This is a genomic window from Erythrobacter sp. S57(2025), assembly GCF_057365055.1.
Window position 1 is genome coordinate 984339 of sequence record NZ_CP200299.1, and the last position, 15495, is coordinate 999833.

Annotated in this window: 16 protein-coding genes; 12 read left to right on the forward strand and 4 right to left on the reverse strand. The window is 58.3% G+C overall.

Annotated elements, in window-relative coordinates; all coding sequences use genetic code 11:
- Nucleotides 1–141: 141 nt before the first annotated feature.
- Nucleotides 142–540 carry a BlaI/MecI/CopY family transcriptional regulator gene (locus AC0V6N_RS04755; RefSeq protein ID WP_486170444.1) on the forward strand — a complete coding sequence of 133 codons (399 nt, stop codon included), beginning with the start codon at nucleotides 142–144 and terminating at the stop codon, nucleotides 538–540.
- Entirely contained in the window at nucleotides 537–2210 is a 1674-nt protein-coding gene (locus tag AC0V6N_RS04760; RefSeq protein ID WP_486170445.1) for a M56 family metallopeptidase, read from the forward strand. Before AC0V6N_RS04755 ends, AC0V6N_RS04760 begins: the two co-directional genes overlap by 4 nt.
- Nucleotides 2211–2276: 66 nt before the next feature.
- Here AC0V6N_RS04760 and AC0V6N_RS04765 read toward each other — a convergent pair whose 3' ends face one another.
- Nucleotides 2277–2810 carry a hypothetical protein gene (locus AC0V6N_RS04765; RefSeq protein ID WP_486170446.1) on the reverse strand — a complete coding sequence of 178 codons (534 nt, stop codon included), beginning with the start codon at nucleotides 2808–2810 and terminating at the stop codon, nucleotides 2277–2279.
- Entirely contained in the window at nucleotides 2773–3645 is an 873-nt protein-coding gene (gene ypfJ / locus AC0V6N_RS04770) for a KPN_02809 family neutral zinc metallopeptidase (protein WP_486170447.1), read from the reverse strand. Before ypfJ ends, AC0V6N_RS04765 begins: the two co-directional genes overlap by 38 nt.
- A 138-nt stretch (nucleotides 3646–3783) precedes the next feature.
- Here ypfJ and AC0V6N_RS04775 point away from each other — a divergent pair, with 138 nt between their 5' ends.
- The 7 genes from AC0V6N_RS04775 (at nucleotide 3784) to AC0V6N_RS04805 (ending at nucleotide 10315) form a co-directional block, all read left to right on the forward strand.
- Entirely contained in the window at nucleotides 3784–4536 is a 753-nt protein-coding gene (locus AC0V6N_RS04775; protein ID WP_486172422.1) for a 3-hydroxybutyrate dehydrogenase, read from the forward strand.
- 14 nt (nucleotides 4537–4550) lie between these two features.
- Nucleotides 4551–6065, forward strand: coding sequence for a M28 family metallopeptidase (locus AC0V6N_RS04780; RefSeq protein WP_486170448.1), 1515 nt, complete (start codon nucleotides 4551–4553; stop codon nucleotides 6063–6065).
- Nucleotides 6066–6137: 72 nt separating this feature from the next.
- Nucleotides 6138–7592: an IMP dehydrogenase gene (guaB, locus tag AC0V6N_RS04785; protein ID WP_486170449.1), complete on the forward strand. Its 1455-nt coding sequence runs from the start codon at nucleotides 6138–6140 to the stop codon at nucleotides 7590–7592.
- A gap of 9 nt (nucleotides 7593–7601) precedes the next feature.
- Entirely contained in the window at nucleotides 7602–7859 is a 258-nt protein-coding gene (locus AC0V6N_RS04790; RefSeq protein WP_486170450.1) for a hypothetical protein, read from the forward strand.
- The gene (locus tag AC0V6N_RS04795) at nucleotides 7856–9034 is read left to right on the forward strand and encodes an RsmB/NOP family class I SAM-dependent RNA methyltransferase (RefSeq protein ID WP_486170451.1); all 1179 of its coding nucleotides are present in this window, start codon (nucleotides 7856–7858) and stop codon (nucleotides 9032–9034) included. Before AC0V6N_RS04790 ends, AC0V6N_RS04795 begins: the two co-directional genes overlap by 4 nt.
- 14 nt (nucleotides 9035–9048) lie before the next feature.
- Nucleotides 9049–9603 carry a tetratricopeptide repeat protein gene (locus AC0V6N_RS04800; protein ID WP_486170452.1) on the forward strand — a complete coding sequence of 185 codons (555 nt, stop codon included), beginning with the start codon at nucleotides 9049–9051 and terminating at the stop codon, nucleotides 9601–9603.
- 34 nt (nucleotides 9604–9637) lie between these two features.
- A complete protein-coding gene (locus tag AC0V6N_RS04805) occupies nucleotides 9638–10315 on the forward strand; it encodes a glutathione S-transferase family protein (RefSeq protein WP_486170453.1) in 678 nt (225 codons plus the stop codon).
- 14 nt (nucleotides 10316–10329) lie between these two features.
- Here AC0V6N_RS04805 and AC0V6N_RS04810 read toward each other — a convergent pair whose 3' ends face one another.
- Together AC0V6N_RS04810 and AC0V6N_RS04815 are read right to left on the reverse strand one after the other, a co-directional pair.
- Nucleotides 10330–10803, reverse strand: a complete 474-nt coding sequence (locus AC0V6N_RS04810; protein ID WP_486170454.1) for an RNA pyrophosphohydrolase — start codon at nucleotides 10801–10803, stop codon at nucleotides 10330–10332.
- Nucleotides 10800–11747 carry an alpha/beta hydrolase gene (locus AC0V6N_RS04815; RefSeq protein ID WP_486170455.1) on the reverse strand — a complete coding sequence of 316 codons (948 nt, stop codon included), beginning with the start codon at nucleotides 11745–11747 and terminating at the stop codon, nucleotides 10800–10802. The genes AC0V6N_RS04810 and AC0V6N_RS04815 overlap by 4 nt, the downstream gene beginning before the upstream one ends.
- Nucleotides 11748–11810: 63 nt before the next feature.
- Here AC0V6N_RS04815 and AC0V6N_RS04820 point away from each other — a divergent pair, with 63 nt between their 5' ends.
- From AC0V6N_RS04820 to AC0V6N_RS04830, 3 genes are read left to right on the forward strand one after another with little or no spacing between them, the layout of a single operon-like run.
- Nucleotides 11811–12779, forward strand: a complete 969-nt coding sequence (locus tag AC0V6N_RS04820; RefSeq protein WP_486170456.1) for a metal-dependent hydrolase — start codon at nucleotides 11811–11813, stop codon at nucleotides 12777–12779.
- Nucleotides 12780–12794: 15 nt separating this feature from the next.
- A complete protein-coding gene (locus AC0V6N_RS04825) occupies nucleotides 12795–14186 on the forward strand; it encodes a cryptochrome/photolyase family protein (protein ID WP_486170457.1) in 1392 nt (463 codons plus the stop codon).
- Nucleotides 14187–14230: 44 nt separating this feature from the next.
- On the forward strand, nucleotides 14231–15481 hold the full coding sequence (locus AC0V6N_RS04830; protein WP_486170458.1) for a class I SAM-dependent methyltransferase: 1251 nt from the start codon (nucleotides 14231–14233) through the stop codon (nucleotides 15479–15481).
- Nucleotides 15482–15495 lie beyond the last annotated feature (14 nt).

The window sequence follows — 15495 nt, forward strand, 5'->3', positions numbered from 1 at the left end:
TTGCGTGTCGTTCGTCTGGGTGAGTTGGCGTTTTGACGATGAGGCCCCCTTGCGGAACACTGTTCATAAGACAGCAATGTTTACAGGCGTAATCGCTATGACTACAGACGTAATCAACTGCTTGAAAAGTGGGAGGCAGGCTTGACCCAGTCTAATGGACAACCCGAGGAAAAACCCGAACGCATAAGCGAGGCAGAGCATGCGGTGATGGAGGTCCTGTGGGATCGCGGCACCGCCAGCGCTTCTGATGTGTGCGACGCCATTTGCGCTCAGCGTGATTGGAGCCTTGCGACCGTCAAAACCCTCCTCTCGCGGCTCGTACAGAAACGCGCGATTGAAACGCAGCCCGATGGAAGGCGCTTCCTCTACTCACCTGTGATCGCGCGCTCTGACTATGTCGGTGGAGAAAGTCAGCGTCTGGTGGACCGTTTGTTTGGTGGCAAGGCCGCATCACTGGTCGCGCATCTGGCTGAATCTGAGGCGCTTTCGGAAGACGATCTCAGTGAAATCGAGACATTGTTGAAGGAGCTCAAACGATGACCTTCTTCGATTTCTCCGTCTCCGAGACGCAGCTTTATCTGCTTGAAACCCTTGGCTGGACCGCCATCCTGATTGCAGCGGTCCTGATCATGCGGCGCCCCGTTGCGCGCTGGTTCGGACCGCAAATTGCCTATGCTTTGTGGGCCATTCCGGTGCTGCGCCTGTTGCTCCCGCCGATTGAACTGCCTGCATGGATGAAGCCAGCGGCAGACCCATCCACAGCCGCTCAAACCGAATTCATAATCCTCAATCCCGACATTCCAGTTGCGACAACAAACGGACCTGACGGAATTGGGGCGGCGGCGCCGTCTTCTGCGAACGCAGCGATTACCCCTATGCCCACCTTCGAAATAGGACCCTTTATCGAGGTTGGCTTTGCGCTGTGGCTGATTGGCGCCGCCATCTTTCTCTACCTGCGCTTCGCCGCTTATTTCGAGCTGCGCTCTGACCTGCTTAGTGGTTCGAGCGATGTTGGACGGCAGGGCAAGGTCAGGTTGATTGAGACGCCTGGCACCGATGCGCCCATTGCCTTTGGCGTGATTGATAAGGTGATTGCGCTGCCACAAGGGTTCTTGGCTCAGCCTGATCGCACCGCGCGCGACCTCGCGCTGGCGCACGAATTGGCGCACCATGAAGGGCGCGATCTGCTGATCAATGTGCTCGTCCAGCCTTTGTTTGCGCTGCATTGGTGGAACCCGCTGGGCCGCTATGGCTGGCTCGCGCTGCGCCGGGATCAAGAGGCGGCCTGCGATGCCCGCGTCATTGCCGCTGCTCCGGGAGAAACCAAAGAAGCCTACGCCAATCTGATCGTGCGCTTTGCCGCAGGAGCAGCCGCACCCCCCAGCCACGCGCTCGCCGCCCCGATGGCGTGCCCCGTGCTGGGTGAGAAATCCATAATTCACCGTTTAAGGAGTTTGAACATGAGTGACACAACAAAAAGCCGCCGCATTGCAGGCCGTATGGCCATGGGGGCAGCCGTGCTCGCTCTCCCTCTGACCGCCACAATCAGCTACGCCGCAACCGAAGTGCCTGCGCCGCCGGCACCGCCAGCGCTTTCAATGACGCCGCCGGCACCGCCTGTACCGCCAGCACCTCCGGCGCCGCCCGCTCCGCCTGCGCCATTTGCTCAGGACACGATCATGACGATCGATCCTGATGCGGAAGTTTCAGGCGATGAGCGGCGCGAAGAATACGTTTTTGTCGTAAGCGACCAGGACGACGCAGCTGAGCAAGATGAAAACGCCCAACGCCGCACAGAACGCCGGATTGAGCGGACCATCATTCGCAACCGCAGCGACATGAGCGAAGAAGAGATCGAAGAGATTATGGTCGAGGTTCGCGAAGGTCTTGCTGAGGCGAATGAAGCGCTCGAAAACGTGCCTACAATGATCCAAGAAGCGATGGAGGCGACCGAAGGCGTGGAAGGTCGCACTGTGGTCCGCATGAGCTGCAGCAATGACAGCAACGAAGTCGCCACAACGACTGAAAATTCGGACGGCACCCGCGTGGTGATGATTTGCCAGACACGTGTGATGGCGCACGCGCTAGAAGGACTACGCGAAGCGCGTGAGCAGCTTTCCAAGAGCCGCGAAATGTCGAGCGAGATGCGCGAGCGGATCGTGCGCGAACTCGACCAGCAGATCGCGCAATGGGAACGCGAAATCACTTAACCCAAACCCACCTGAAAAAGGTGAGGCGCAAGGCCAGCGAGGGAGCGACCTCTCGCTGGCCTTTTTTCATTCGCCTGCTGTCATAGTCCCGCGATTGGCACGCGGACGCGCGGGATAAGAACAGCCGCGTTCTTGGCCCAGACCTTTCAAGAAAGCCCTCCTGACCATGCCTGCGGTGATGGCCATATTGGCTTCTTTCTCGCGGGCGTTCGCGCCGCTTACTTCGCGTACAATTCCCCGGAATGGAATGAAGGAGCCGATCACGCTTTGGGCAACGCGGCCTTCGCTTATCCCGTCTTCGGTTTCACCGGCTATATCGAAATCGGAACCCAGCACCTGATCAATCGCGGCGATTTCACCGACCAAATCGTTGCAGCTTGTTAGGCCAGCAGAGGCGTAGGCATCGGCGACGGCGTTTTGCAAAATCTGCGGTATGTCTTCGCTGGAAATGTTGAGATCACGCAGCGGTGTGCGTGCGACTTCGCCCGCATCAGGTTCTTGCTCAATGACTTGTGCATGAGCGGGAAATGCGAAGACCAGTCCAGCGGCTGCGATCAGCGTTCTAGCGGAAATCGAAATAGGTGTCGCACACGGCATCATTTGCACTCTCCAATCCGCGCCGCAGCGCATCCATGCGCTGCTGGCTTGTTCCATGAGTAAAGCCTTCGGGATTAATGCGCTGGCCTGCACGGCGTTGCAGCGTGTCATCGCCGATGGAGCTGGCGGCGCGTAGACCTTCTTCCATGTCACCGCGCTCAATCCGATTGCGGTTCTTGCCCGCCCAAACACCGGCATAACAGTCCGCTTGCAATTCCATGCGCACTTGCAGCTGGTTCGCCTCACGCGGGTTGCGCTGCTGGAGTGAGCGGACCTGCGCGGCCAGTCCCGTCATATTTTGGATATGGTGCCCATATTCATGCGCGATCACGTAAAGCCGCGCAAAATCGCCGCCCGTGCCGCTCATTTGCGCAAGCTGATCATAGAAGCTGGTGTCGATATAGATACCAAGGTCCGCCGGGCAGTAGAACGGGCCAGAAGCAGAAGAAGCATTGCCGCAGCCCTGCGTGCTGACGCGGCCATCACGGTAGAGGTCGAGCACGGGTTGCTCAAACGGAATACCAGCGCGGGCAAATTCCGGCTCCCACGTTTCATTGAGGCTGGTGAGCGCTTCGCAGGCTTCGGTCGCGTACGGGCCCATAGTGCAGACCTCTTGCTCGGTAAGCTGGCCACCCCCACTTTGTGGAGCGGTCTGCTGCTGGTCGATCCCGCCTAGAACAGCGATTGTCTGGCCAGGATCTACGCCAAGGAACACAGCGGCAATCAATGCGATTACGATTGTGCCGCAACCAACGCCGCCAGCGCGGCCCATACGGCGACCTCCCGAACTGCTGGAGCGGACTTTGATCTTATTGGTATCAAACGGATTGAGCCGCACGCGTATTTCCCCTCTTATCTTTCTTGCGAAACCTTATGCGGCAGGCGCGCGCGATACGCAATTCGCTGGACACGGGCGCGAAGCGGCGCAAAAGCTAACCCACACAACGCACGGACTATCGCGAAGGGTTGCATGAATATGCTGAATGGTAAGCGGGCTTTGGTCACGGGATCGACCTCTGGCATTGGCCTTGCCATCGCGCGCGCTTTGCATGCTGAGGGCGCGCAGGTGATCTTGAACGGATTCGGCGATGCGGATGAAATCGCGAAACTGACTGACGAGCTGGACGCATCGCACGCAAATGCGAACCTGCTCGATACCGCCGCGATTGAAGCGATGATGGCTGATATTGGGCCGATTGATATTCTGGTGAACAATGCCGGGATGCAGCATGTTTCCCCGGTTGAGGATTTCCCGACGGAGAAATGGGACGCGATCATCGCACTTAACCTAACCGCGCCGTTCCACACGACCCGGCTTGCCGTGCCTGCGATGAAAGAAAAGGGATGGGGGCGTATTATCAACACCGCGTCCGCGCACTCACTCACCGCGTCTCCGTTCAAAAGCGCTTACAATGCGAGCAAGCACGGCATTGCAGGCTTTACTAAAACCGTCGCGCTAGAACTCGCGCAAACGGGCGTCACCGCAAATTGCATCAGCCCCGGCTATGTCTGGACGCCGCTGATCGAAGGGCAAATCCCTAACACGATGGAGGCGCGCGGGCTTTCGCGCGAAGAAGTCATCAATGATGTCCTGCTTGCCAAACAACCGACCAAGAAATTCGTCCAACCTGACGAAGTCGGCGCGCTCGCTGTGTTCCTATGCCGAGAGGAAGCGGGCAATGTGACGGGTGCCAATTGGAGCATCGATGGAGGCTGGACAGCCGAATGATGAGCTGGGGGCGAATGACAAACCGGGGGCGTTTGACTTTCATCGCAGGGGCAATTCTGGCGCTGAGTGCCTGCGCCAAGGCTCCGCTTGCAACCGCGCCAGCTCCAGAACGTGAGGCGATCGCGGCCAATTTGATGCGCGATATCAACACGCTTGCTAGCGACGAATTTGCAGGCCGGCGGCCCGGTACACCGGGAGAAACGCGCACTGTCGAGTTTTTGATTGAGGAGATGCAAAAGGCTGGGCTGACCTCTGGTACCAATGATCCAGGCAGCGAATGGATCGCTCCGGTTGACCTTGTCAGTACCAGAGCGCTGGAAAGTCAGGTCACTATCCGCACGGCAAAGGGGGAGTTTGAACTTGCGCAATCGAGCGCCGCGGCCTTCGCAGGAAGCAGGCGCGCGATCATTGACGGGGTCGGCGTCGTCTTTGTGGGGCGCGAGGCTGAAGACGTCGCGCCCGAAGACATCGCAGGCAAAATTGTGGTGATGCTGGGAGAACCCGGCGTCAGCCCAAGACGCCGCGCGCAATTGTTCGAAGTTGATCCAGCGGCCATCATCACCATTGTTGAAAACGACGATGCAATCGCGAATGTAAATCGCGCCTTTGGTCGCGAGCGGCTGATCCTCGCTAGCGAAGCGAACAACCGCCTTACGGCATTCATCACTCAGCCTGCGATCAAAGATGCGCTTCCTGACGGCACATGGGACGACTTGCTCGAACAGGCAGAGGCTGAGGATTTTGCACCTGTCACACTCGCAACAACCATTGCTATCGACGCGCGCACGGCCAAACGCGAATTTGCAAGCTCTAACGTAATTGGCCGCTTGCCCGGCGCAGTGCCGGATGCAGGCGCGGTTTTGCTGCTGGGGCATTGGGATCATCTGGGAGAGTGCGGGCGCGAGGGCAGCGAAGACCTCATCTGCAATGGCGCGGTCGACAATGCCTCTGGTATCGCTGTGATGCTTGAGCTTTCTCGCCGCCTGGCTGCCAATGGCCCGCATGACCGCGATATCTATGTCCTTGCGACCACGGCCGAGGAATCTGGCCTATTTGGCGCGCGGGCCTTCACAGAAACTCCGCCCATACCGCTCGAAAATTTCGTTGCTGCTTTCAACTTTGACACGGTTGCAATCGCTCCTGCGGGAAGCGCGGTTGGCTTTGTTGGGGAAGGGCGCACTGTGCTCGATGAGGTCATTCTGCAAGTCATGGATGAAAGCGCTCGCGAACTGGGTGACCGTGAATATGCCGAGCAATTTGTCCGCCGCCAGGATGGCTGGGCGCTGCTCGACAAAGGCGTGCCGGCTGTGTTCCTCTCCACCGCTTTCAGTTCAGAGATCGTGCTCGGCCCCTATCTTTCAGAAGACTATCACAGGCCAAGCGACGAGATTGAAAAGATCGAATTGGGCGGTGCGATTGATGATCTTTTGCTCCATGAAGAGCTGGTCCGCCGCATCGCCAGCACGGCCACATACACCCCGCCCGCCAAACATAGCGTCGATAGTGAGGATCAGACCCTAGCGCCGTAAGGAAAGCCGTCCTACAGGAGCGTGCACGATTCGTCTCGCCCAAGCGGCAAACACCTTTGAAAGCGCGTGCACATGGAAATCCCCCTCGGCCTTACCTTTGATGATGTTCTGCTCCGCCCGGCAGAAAGCAATGTGCTGCCGAGCATGGCGAACACTCAGACCAAACTGACGCGAGAGATTGCGCTCAATATTCCTGTCCTATCCTCTGCAATGGATACGGTGACAGAGGCGGATATGGCGATTGTCATGGCGCAATTGGGCGGGATTGGCGTGCTTCACCGCAACCTGACGGTCGAAGAGCAATGCACGGCGGCGCGCACGGTCAAACGCTATGAAAGCGGCATGGTGGTCAATCCGATCACGATCGGGCCGGACGCGGTTTTGGGCGATGCGCAGGCGTTGATGGATCAGCACCGGATCAGCGGCATTCCCGTGACGGACCGCGATGGCAAACTGGTGGGTATCCTCACCAACCGTGATGTGCGCTTTGCCGAAAACCCGGCTCAGCCTGTGCGCGAGCTGATGACGACGGACAATCTCGCCACCGTTCCACTCGGCACCAATCAGGAAGACGCACGGCGGCTCTTGCACCAACGCCGGATTGAAAAGCTGCTGGTGGTCGATGACAATTACCGCTGCATTGGCCTCATCACGGTCAAAGATATCGAAAAAGCCGTTACCTATCCCCACGCCACCAAAGACGCTGCCGGTCGTTTGCGCGTCGCCGCCGCAACAACGGTAGGCGATGCAGGTTTTGCGCGCACCGAAGCATTGGTTGACGCCGAAGTCGACGTGATCGTGATCGACACTGCGCACGGCCATAACAAGGATGTGGCAAAGGCGGTTGAGCGGGCCAAGAAGCTTTCCAATTCCGTCCAAGTGGTCGCAGGCAATGTTGCGACCGCAGAGGCAACCCGCGCGCTGGTTGATGCAGGGGCTGACGCGGTGAAGGTTGGCATTGGTCCCGGCTCGATCTGCACCACCCGCGTGGTGGCCGGGGTCGGCGTGCCGCAGCTCACTGCCGTAATGGAAAGCGCGGAGGAAGCGGCCAAGTCTGGCGTTCCGGTGATCGCGGATGGCGGACTTCGCACATCGGGCGATGCGGCAAAGGCATTGGCGGCAGGCGCATCGACCGTGATGGTCGGCTCAATGCTCGCAGGCACAGCGGAAAGTCCGGGCGAAGTATTCCTCTATCAAGGGCGCAGCTATAAGGCATATCGCGGCATGGGCAGCGTTGGCGCAATGGCGCGCGGCAGTGCGGATCGCTACTTCCAACAAGACGTCTCGGCGCTCAAACTCGTCCCCGAAGGGATCGAGGGTCAAGTCCCGTTCAAGGGGCCTGCCGCAGACGTTATCCACCAGCTTGTCGGCGGAGTGAAAGCGGCGATGGGTTACACCGGTTCTGCCACAATCCCGGACCTGCAAACCCGCGCAAAATTCGTGCGGATCACCAATGCCGGCCTGTCAGAAAGCCACGTCCATGATGTCGCGATCACCCGCGAAGCTCCCAATTATCCAACACGTTAGGCCAAAGCATTGATCGAATTTGTACCCTTCATGCTGTTTATCCTCGGTCTACCTCCAGAGGATGGAGCGGCCATTGAGTTTCAACGTGTTGAAATCGTTTATGCGACGCTGGAGGCTTGCCAAGACGCGGGAGCTGAGCAGGCTGCGCGTATGACACGCGAAGCAGCGGAAGAGACGCAAACAGTCTATGAGCATCGCTGTGTCGCATTCCCCAAAGGCGCCGAAGTCGAACGCGCCTATCGCGAGTGGAATGGCGACGCGGAATGACTCCCGCAGCGCGCGTCCAAGCTGCGATAGAGCTGCTCGACCAAATCATTGAAGGTGCCCGTGAAAAGGGTGCGCCTGCTGACCGCTTAATCTCGGCCTATTTCAAAACGCGTCGCTATGCAGGGTCCAAGGATCGCCGCGCCGTGCGCGATCTGGTGTATCAAGCTATCCGCATATGCGGCGAGGTGCCCCATAATGGCCGCTCTGCCATGCTGGCGGTGGCGACACAGGATGAGAGCCTTGTGCCCTTGTTTGATGGTTCGTCCCACGGCCCTGCGAAGATGGGCGAGGGCGAAATGGCCGCGTTTATCGGCACCGCGCCAGAATGGCTTGAGAAGAAGCTCACGGACTCTGGCATTACCGGAGACGAAGCCAAAGCGCTGCTGGGCAGAGCCTCGCTTGATGTGCGGGTAAACACCCTCAAGGCGGACCGTGGTACCCTTGAACTGCCTGAACAAGGTGAGGTGTTAAGCACGCCCAATGCGCTTCGTTTCCCAAGCGGCACGCAGGTCGAACAATGGCCGCAATATCGTGACGGCCTGATCGAAATTCAGGATCACGCCAGCCAATGGGTGTGCGAAGCGATTGATGCGCAGGCGGGCGAGACGATCATTGACCTTTGCGCTGGCGCAGGCGGCAAGACCCTCGCTCTGGCGGCAAAGCTCGGCAATGCGGCCAGCCTAGTGGCGTGCGATACGGACAAAAGGCGTCTTGGCAATCTTGCGCCAAGGGCCGCGCGCGCTGGAGCACAGATTGATCACACCGTGCTGCTCAATCCGGGCGAAGAACGCGACGCGCTCGGGCCGTGGATGGGCAAAGCAGACCGCGTTCTGGTTGATGCGCCATGTTCCAGCAGCGGGACATGGCGGCGCAATCCGGAGGGGCGCTGGCGGCTTGATCGAAAAGAGCTGACACGGCTTACCAAGTTGCAAGATCATGTGCTTGATCTGGGCGCAGAACTGGTGCGTCCCGGCGGCACTTTGACCTTCGTCACATGCTCTGTGCTCGATGATGAGGGCCCCGCGCGGATAGGCGCATTCCTGTCCCGCCACGAAGGATGGAGTGCAGTCCCGCTTGACCTTCCGCTCGGTCGCAAACGCGGTGAGGGGAAACGCCTGACACCCCACCATGACGGCACGGACGGGTTTTTTGTCGCCAATCTGCAATATGCGTGATAGCGCGTGCGCCTATGGCCGACATAACGCCAGAGCGCCGATCTTATCGGCTTGCTGATACTAAGGAGCTTGTTTTGCGCTTCGCACCCATTGCTGCTGCCCTTTCGCTTTTTTTGGTAACCACTGCGAGCGTGACGAGCGCGAGTGAGCGTGAGGCCAGCCCTCGCGCTGCGATGCTGATCGCTGAGGGGCGCGCTGCTTTAGAAGCGGGCAACACGCAGGAAGCCATCGACGCCTTCGAAGCGGCCATGGCGGTTGATCCCGGCTATACGCCGATTTTGATCGAGCTGGCTGAGGCTGCGCGTCAGGACGGCTTGCAAGGAAAAGCCATCCGTTTCTACCGCGAGGCGTTGCTGCGTGATCCTGGCAATCTGGCAGCCATTTCAGGTGAAGGTTCAGCCTTGGTAGAGAAGGGCGCGCTTGAAAAAGCGCAGCGCAATCTGTCGCGTCTTGAAAGCCTGTGCGGCCCTAGCTGCCCTGAAACGCTCGCGCTGCAATCGAGTATTACCGCTGGACCGCCCGCGCAGCTTGCCGCTGAAACAGTCGAAGACAGCCCCACGAGCAATTAGCCCCACCAGCAACTAAACTTTGAGAGGCTCGGACATGCTGACGCTCCATCACCTCGAATATTCGCAAAGCTTCCGCATTTTGTGGCTGCTCGAAGCCTTGGGTGCGGAATATGAGCTGAAAAGCTACAATCGCGATCCCGAGACCAATCTGGCGCCCAATGATTACAAAGCGCTCTCGCCCTTGGGCACAGCGCCTGTCGTCACTGACGACGATCTTGTGCTCGCGGAAAGCAACGCGATTATCGACTATATTCTCGATAGTTATCCCGAAAGCGACCTGTTGCCAAAGGCGGGCGACAAAGACCGCGCGCGGCATCTGTTTTGGTATCATGCATCGCCTGGCTCATTGATGAGTCTGCAAGGGATTGGGATGGTTTTGGGTCTGCTCGAAATGCGCAGCCCGTGGCCGATCAGCTCGCTGTTGAAGGCGGTGTTTGGCCAGGTGCGAAAGATGTTCCTGAACCCGCGTTATGATGCGCTGATTGGCCTGATGGATGATGATTTGGGCAAGCAGCCCTTCTTCGGCGGTGATAAGCTGACCACTGCCGATATCACGCTGGTCTATCCCATGTATGCCGCGCGTGATCGTGGACAATTTGATGGGCGCTCGAACATCTTGGAGTGGTTTGACCGGATCGAGGCGCTGGACAGTTTCAAGGCTGCCCGGATCAAAGATGATCGCGAACGAATTACGTTCCAGTTCAAAGACTGATCAAAGGTGCGCCATCAAAAGTGTGGCGCAAATTCGGCCAGCACCAATTCATACACATCGCGTTTGAACGGCACGATTAGGTCAGGCAATTCGCTCGGCTCGACCCAGCGATAGGCGCCAAACTCCGCTGGATCATGGGCATTGAGGTCAATGTCGGCATCGCTGCCGAGGAAGCGGCCCAAGAACCAGTGCTGTTCCTGCCCGCGATATTTGCCCTTCCAAACCTTTCCCTGAAGCTCTGGCGGGAGGTCATAGCGAAGCGGCTCAGATGTGCCTGTGACCACTTCGACCAGATCAGCGCCGATCCCTGTTTCTTCTTCCAATTCTCGCAAGGCTGCGGTGCGCGTGTCTTCGCCTTTGTCGATACCGCCCTGGGGCATTTGCCAAAAGCCATGTGCGGTGGGGTTTAGCCGTTCACCGACCAACACTTTGCCGCTCGAATTGAGCAGCATGAAGCCCGCACAGGGACGATACGGAAGGTCGCTCACGCAGAGGCTCCCAACATGAATTTCATCGCTCCAATCATACGCTCCAGATCGGCCTGAGTGCTGGGCACCGCGCCGCGCAAATTGGTGAAGGAGTGGGTGACGCCTTTCAACTCTAGAAACATGAAATCCGCACCTGCATCGGCCAAGGCCTTGGCATAATCGCGCCCTGAATCGCGGATGGGATCAAGGCTGGCGGTGACAAGGACCGTGGGCGGGGCGCTTTTATGATCGCCAAGGATTGGAAAGCCGCGCGGGTCGCCTCTGTCCGCTTGATAAGCGGCGTCGAAGAACTCAATCGCGGCCTTTGTCAGGACGAAACCATCGGCAAATTCTTCAATGCTGGCAGAGCCAAGCGCGTTGCTGGCGAGAGGGAAGATCGGCACTTGAAGCACGACAGGCGCAGCGGCCGCATTGGCGGCGAGTAATTGCCCTACAGCCAGCGTGGCTGTGCCCCCCGCGCTATCACCAATAGTGATGATACCAGTGGCTTCGCGTCCCAGCTCGGTTGGAGAAGAAGCGATCCAGCGGGCCGCGGCTTCGCAATCCTCAATCGCTGCGGGGAAACGGTGTTCGGGCGCGAGCCTGTAGTCCACTGCAACCACAGGCAGATCCATCAGCGCTGCGATCTCTGTGCAAAGATTGTGGTGTGTATCAAGGTCGCCGATTACAAACCCGCCGCCATGGTAAAAGGTGATGATGGGGCCAGCATCGCGGGTCTCGCGCGCATCGTAGAGCCGCAGCGGAATATCGCCCGCAGGTCCTGCGCATGAAAGATCGCGGATTACGGCGAGGTCGCGCGCTGGCCGGTCTGCCATCGCATGCAGCGCGATGTAAGAGGCGCGCGCTTCCTCCAGCGTCATATCCGCAATGGCAGGGCCATCGACCGCCGCCAAAGCATCAAGAAAAGCCTTCATATCCGGGCGGATAAAGGGTGTATCGGTCATAACAGGCTCTCTCCCAAGATTTGCTTTTGACGAGCCTATGCACCACGCGCTACGCCCCCGCAAATGGATAACCTAACGCATAGTCTTGTGGGCGCGGTAATGGGGCAAGCGGGCCTCAAGAAAAAGACGGGCCTTGCCATGCCTGCGCTGATTATTGGCGCCAATTTGCCGGATGTGGACGCGGCCTGTTTCTTCTGGCTGGAGGGAACCGAGCATCTTGGGTTTCGGCGCGGAATTACTCATGGTCCGCCCGCATGGGTGCTGTTGCCGCTGGTGCTCGCAGGCCTGCTCTGGGCGTTTGATCGCTGGCAGACGAAGCGCGGCAAACGGCCCAAAGGGCGCGATCCTGTCAGCTTCAAATGGCTCTACATCCTCAGTTTCATCGGCTGCTTGAGCCATCCTGTATTCGACTGGTTCAACGTCTATGGCATCCGCTTTCTAGAGCCGTTTTCGAGCCAGTGGTTCCACGGCGACACTCTGTTCATCATTGACGTATGGCTTTGGGGAATTCTCGCGCTGAGCGTGTGGTGGTCTTTGCGTCAAGAAAAACTCGCGAAGAAGGACGGCCGCAATTGGACGCGCCCGGCATGGATCGGGATCATCGCGACGACGCTGTACATCGCGGCGAACTGGCTGATCACCTGGTTTGATTACAATGCCGGCGGCAAGTACCGTGTGCCCTATCCGCAGGAATACATTTCCTCACCCGTTCCGATAGAATTTTGGAAACGCGAGCATCTTGCGCGGCTTGAAAGCGGGCGTTGGATTGGGAGCGAGTGGCAAGGCGTACCTTTTGAAGGCGGCTATACTATGCCGTCTGCGATCCAGTGTGAAATTCCTGATTTGAGCGAAGTGCGCAAAACCAATTCGCAGCTTAACGCCTTCCTGTTCTGGACGCGCGCTCCGCTCGTCATTGGCCAGCAGGATGGATCGGTCGTCTTGTACGATGCGCGCTTTTACGACCCGCTCTCGCGCGAAAACTTTTCAATCGCGCTGCCCGATGTCGAATGTGTGGAACTTGCGGCTGAGTAGCGCGCTTTTCCTGACATGAGTGAAACGCAAATCGTATGGCTGCGGCGCGACCTGCGCATGGCTGACAATCCTGCCCTTTATGAGGCGGCGAAACGCGGCCCCGTTGTGGCGGTCTATGTGCTGGATGATGGTCGCGCGAAGACCCACGCCTATGGCGGAGCATCACGCTGGTGGCTGCACCATTCGCTTGAGAGCCTGCAAACAAGCTTCGCCAAGCGGAATGCTAAGATCGTTCTTCGGCGCGGCGATGCGGTGGAGGAACTGACCAAGATAGCCAAAGAGGTCGGCGCGACCTCCATCCACGCCAATCGCCATTACGAACCATGGTGGCGCAACGCCCAAAAGGCGCTTGCTGAGACCCTCGACCTGCATCTTTACGATGGCAATTATCTGTTGCCGATGGGGACTGTGAAGACCGGTTCTGGCGGTGATTATAAAATTTACACGCCGTTTAGCCGCGCGGTGCGCTCGCAATTCCCTCCACGTGATTTGGTGCCAGAGCCTGAGACGCTATCGTCGCCTGACAATTGGCCCGCCTCGGACGAATTGACGGATTGGAACCTCTTGCCAACAAGGCCCGATTGGGCCGGCGGTATGCGCGATTTTTGGCAAGTGGGTGAGGGCGCTGCACACGATCAGCTAAGCTGGTGGTCAGACCACGTCGATGACTACGACGACAAGCGGAACATGCCGTCGCTCGATAAGGTATCGCGGCTTTCTCCGCATCTGCACTTTGGCGAGATTTCGCCAATTCAGATCTGGCACCATTTCAAGGACAAACGCTCAGATGGGTGGCGCACTTATGAAAGCGAGCTGATCTGGCGCGATTATGCGCAAAACACGATTGCGCAATTCCCGCTTTATGCGCGCGACAATTACAGCGAAGATTTCGACCAGATCAAATGGCGCGATCCTGACAATGATGAAAAAGCCGCGCGTGATTTGAAAGCCTGGCAACAAGGCAAAACCGGCTACCCCATCGTGGACGCAGGAATGCGCCAGCTGTGGCAAACCGGATGGATGCACAACCGGGTGCGCATGATCACGGCGAGTTTTCTCATCAAGCATTTGCTGATCGATTGGCGTAAGGGTGAGCAGTGGTTCTGGGACACGTTGGTCGATGCTGACTACGCCTCCAACGCGACCAATTGGCAGTGGACCGCAGGCACGGGGGTCGATTCCAATATGTTCGTGCGGATCATGGCGCCGCTGAGCCAGTCGGAGAAGTTCGATTGCGCGGCCTATATTCGCCAATATGTGCCCGAGCTGGCAGGGCTGGATGAACCATACCTCCACGACCCCGAAGAGTTCGGACGCTTGCCAAAAGCTTACCCGGCTAAGATCATCGGCCACCGGGAAGCGCGCGAAAGGGCGTTGACCGCGTATAAGGCGATGAAGGAGGACTAACGCACCTTGCGAGGGGGCGTGGCAGGCGATTAAGGTCGCCCGCGATGAATACGCAAGAGATCAGAGTGGGGGTCAGAGGCGAGCAGTTACTAAGCTCAGGGGAGCGTTTTGACGCGCGGCCCGGCTTTATCGCACGCCTGATCGCCCCAGGCTTTGCCAAAATGATCGACCGCGTTGATGCAGGGTTAGAGGCAGGTTCTATCCTTGCCCATCTTCCCGATGGCAGTGTGCGAATGCTGGGTGGGCGTGGGCCGGGCTTTGAGGCTGAGCTTGAGCTGAAAGATTGGCGCGCGCTGATCCGGTTGGCGACGCACGGCGTGATTGGCTGGTATCACGCATATGAGGCGGGCGAATGGGAATCGCCCGATCATGCCGCGTTGTTGGCGGTAATGTCAGCGAATGCTCGCACCCTTGGCAGCACTGCGCGTATCGAAGGGCCGTTCAAATGGGCGGCCAAAATCGCGCACCGTTTCAACCGCAATGACAAAGCGGGTTCGCTGCGCAATATCTCTGTGCACTACGATCTGGGAAATGATTTCTACCGCGCATGGCTCGATGAAAGCATGCTCTACTCGAGCGCGCTTGATGTCAGAGATGACGGTATAAGCGACGCTCAGACCCGCAAGTTGGAAGGCATATCAAGCCGTTTGGGCAAACCTGAAACCGTGCTGGAGATCGGTTGCGGTTGGGGCGCGATGGCTGGGCATTTGGCGAAAGAAGGCGCGGATGTGACCGCAATCAGCCTTTCCCAACAACAGCTCGCATGGGCGCGCGCCAACACGCCTGAGGCCATCGATTACCGCTTGCAGGATTATCGCGATGTCACGGGACAATTTGACGCGATTGCCAGCATTGAAATGGTTGAAGCTCTGGGTCGCGAATATTGGGGCACATTCATGGATTGCGTGGCCCGCTGTTTGAAGCCGGGCGGACGAGCGGGCATCCAATATATCTCACTCGCAGATGACCTGTTTGAAGCTTACGCCAGCACGGTCGATTTCATCCAAGCCTACATCTTTCCCGGCGGATTGCTGATCAAATCCTCCGAATTTCGCGCATTGGCTGAGGAACGCGGCCTTGAATGGCGCGATCAAGTCGACTTCGGCGCAGACTACGCCAAGACCTTGCGCGAATGGCACGCCCGGTTCGACCGCGCGGTCGCTGACAATCGCCTGCCAAGCGGGTTTGATGATCGTTTCATCCGCCTTTGGAAGTTCTACCTGTCCTATTGCGAAGGGGGATTTTTGGCGGGCAATATCGACGTGCATCAGGTAACGCTGGTGAAGAGTGGTTGAGAGGAAATGAGACT

What these genes read in the sequence shown, in the direction of transcription:
- AC0V6N_RS04800 (WP_486170452.1), top strand. Translation starts at nt 9,049, where the DNA reads ATGGCCGACATAACGCCAGAGCGCCGATCTTATCGGCTTGCTGATACT.
- AC0V6N_RS04795 (WP_486170451.1), top strand. Translation starts at nt 7,856, where the DNA reads ATGACTCCCGCAGCGCGCGTCCAAGCTGCGATAGAGCTGCTCGACCAA.
- AC0V6N_RS04805 (WP_486170453.1), top strand. Translation starts at nt 9,638, where the DNA reads ATGCTGACGCTCCATCACCTCGAATATTCGCAAAGCTTCCGCATTTTG.
- AC0V6N_RS04775 (WP_486172422.1), top strand. Translation starts at nt 3,784, where the DNA reads ATGCTGAATGGTAAGCGGGCTTTGGTCACGGGATCGACCTCTGGCATT.
- AC0V6N_RS04830 (WP_486170458.1), top strand. Translation starts at nt 14,231, where the DNA reads ATGAATACGCAAGAGATCAGAGTGGGGGTCAGAGGCGAGCAGTTACTA.
- AC0V6N_RS04765 (WP_486170446.1), bottom strand. Translation starts at nt 2,810, where the DNA reads ATGATGCCGTGTGCGACACCTATTTCGATTTCCGCTAGAACGCTGATC.
- AC0V6N_RS04820 (WP_486170456.1), top strand. Translation starts at nt 11,811, where the DNA reads ATGGATAACCTAACGCATAGTCTTGTGGGCGCGGTAATGGGGCAAGCG.
- AC0V6N_RS04825 (WP_486170457.1), top strand. Translation starts at nt 12,795, where the DNA reads ATGAGTGAAACGCAAATCGTATGGCTGCGGCGCGACCTGCGCATGGCT.
- AC0V6N_RS04760 (WP_486170445.1), top strand. Translation starts at nt 537, where the DNA reads ATGACCTTCTTCGATTTCTCCGTCTCCGAGACGCAGCTTTATCTGCTT.
- AC0V6N_RS04780 (WP_486170448.1), top strand. Translation starts at nt 4,551, where the DNA reads ATGACAAACCGGGGGCGTTTGACTTTCATCGCAGGGGCAATTCTGGCG.
- AC0V6N_RS04815 (WP_486170455.1), bottom strand. Translation starts at nt 11,747, where the DNA reads ATGACCGATACACCCTTTATCCGCCCGGATATGAAGGCTTTTCTTGAT.
- guaB (WP_486170449.1), top strand. Translation starts at nt 6,138, where the DNA reads ATGGAAATCCCCCTCGGCCTTACCTTTGATGATGTTCTGCTCCGCCCG.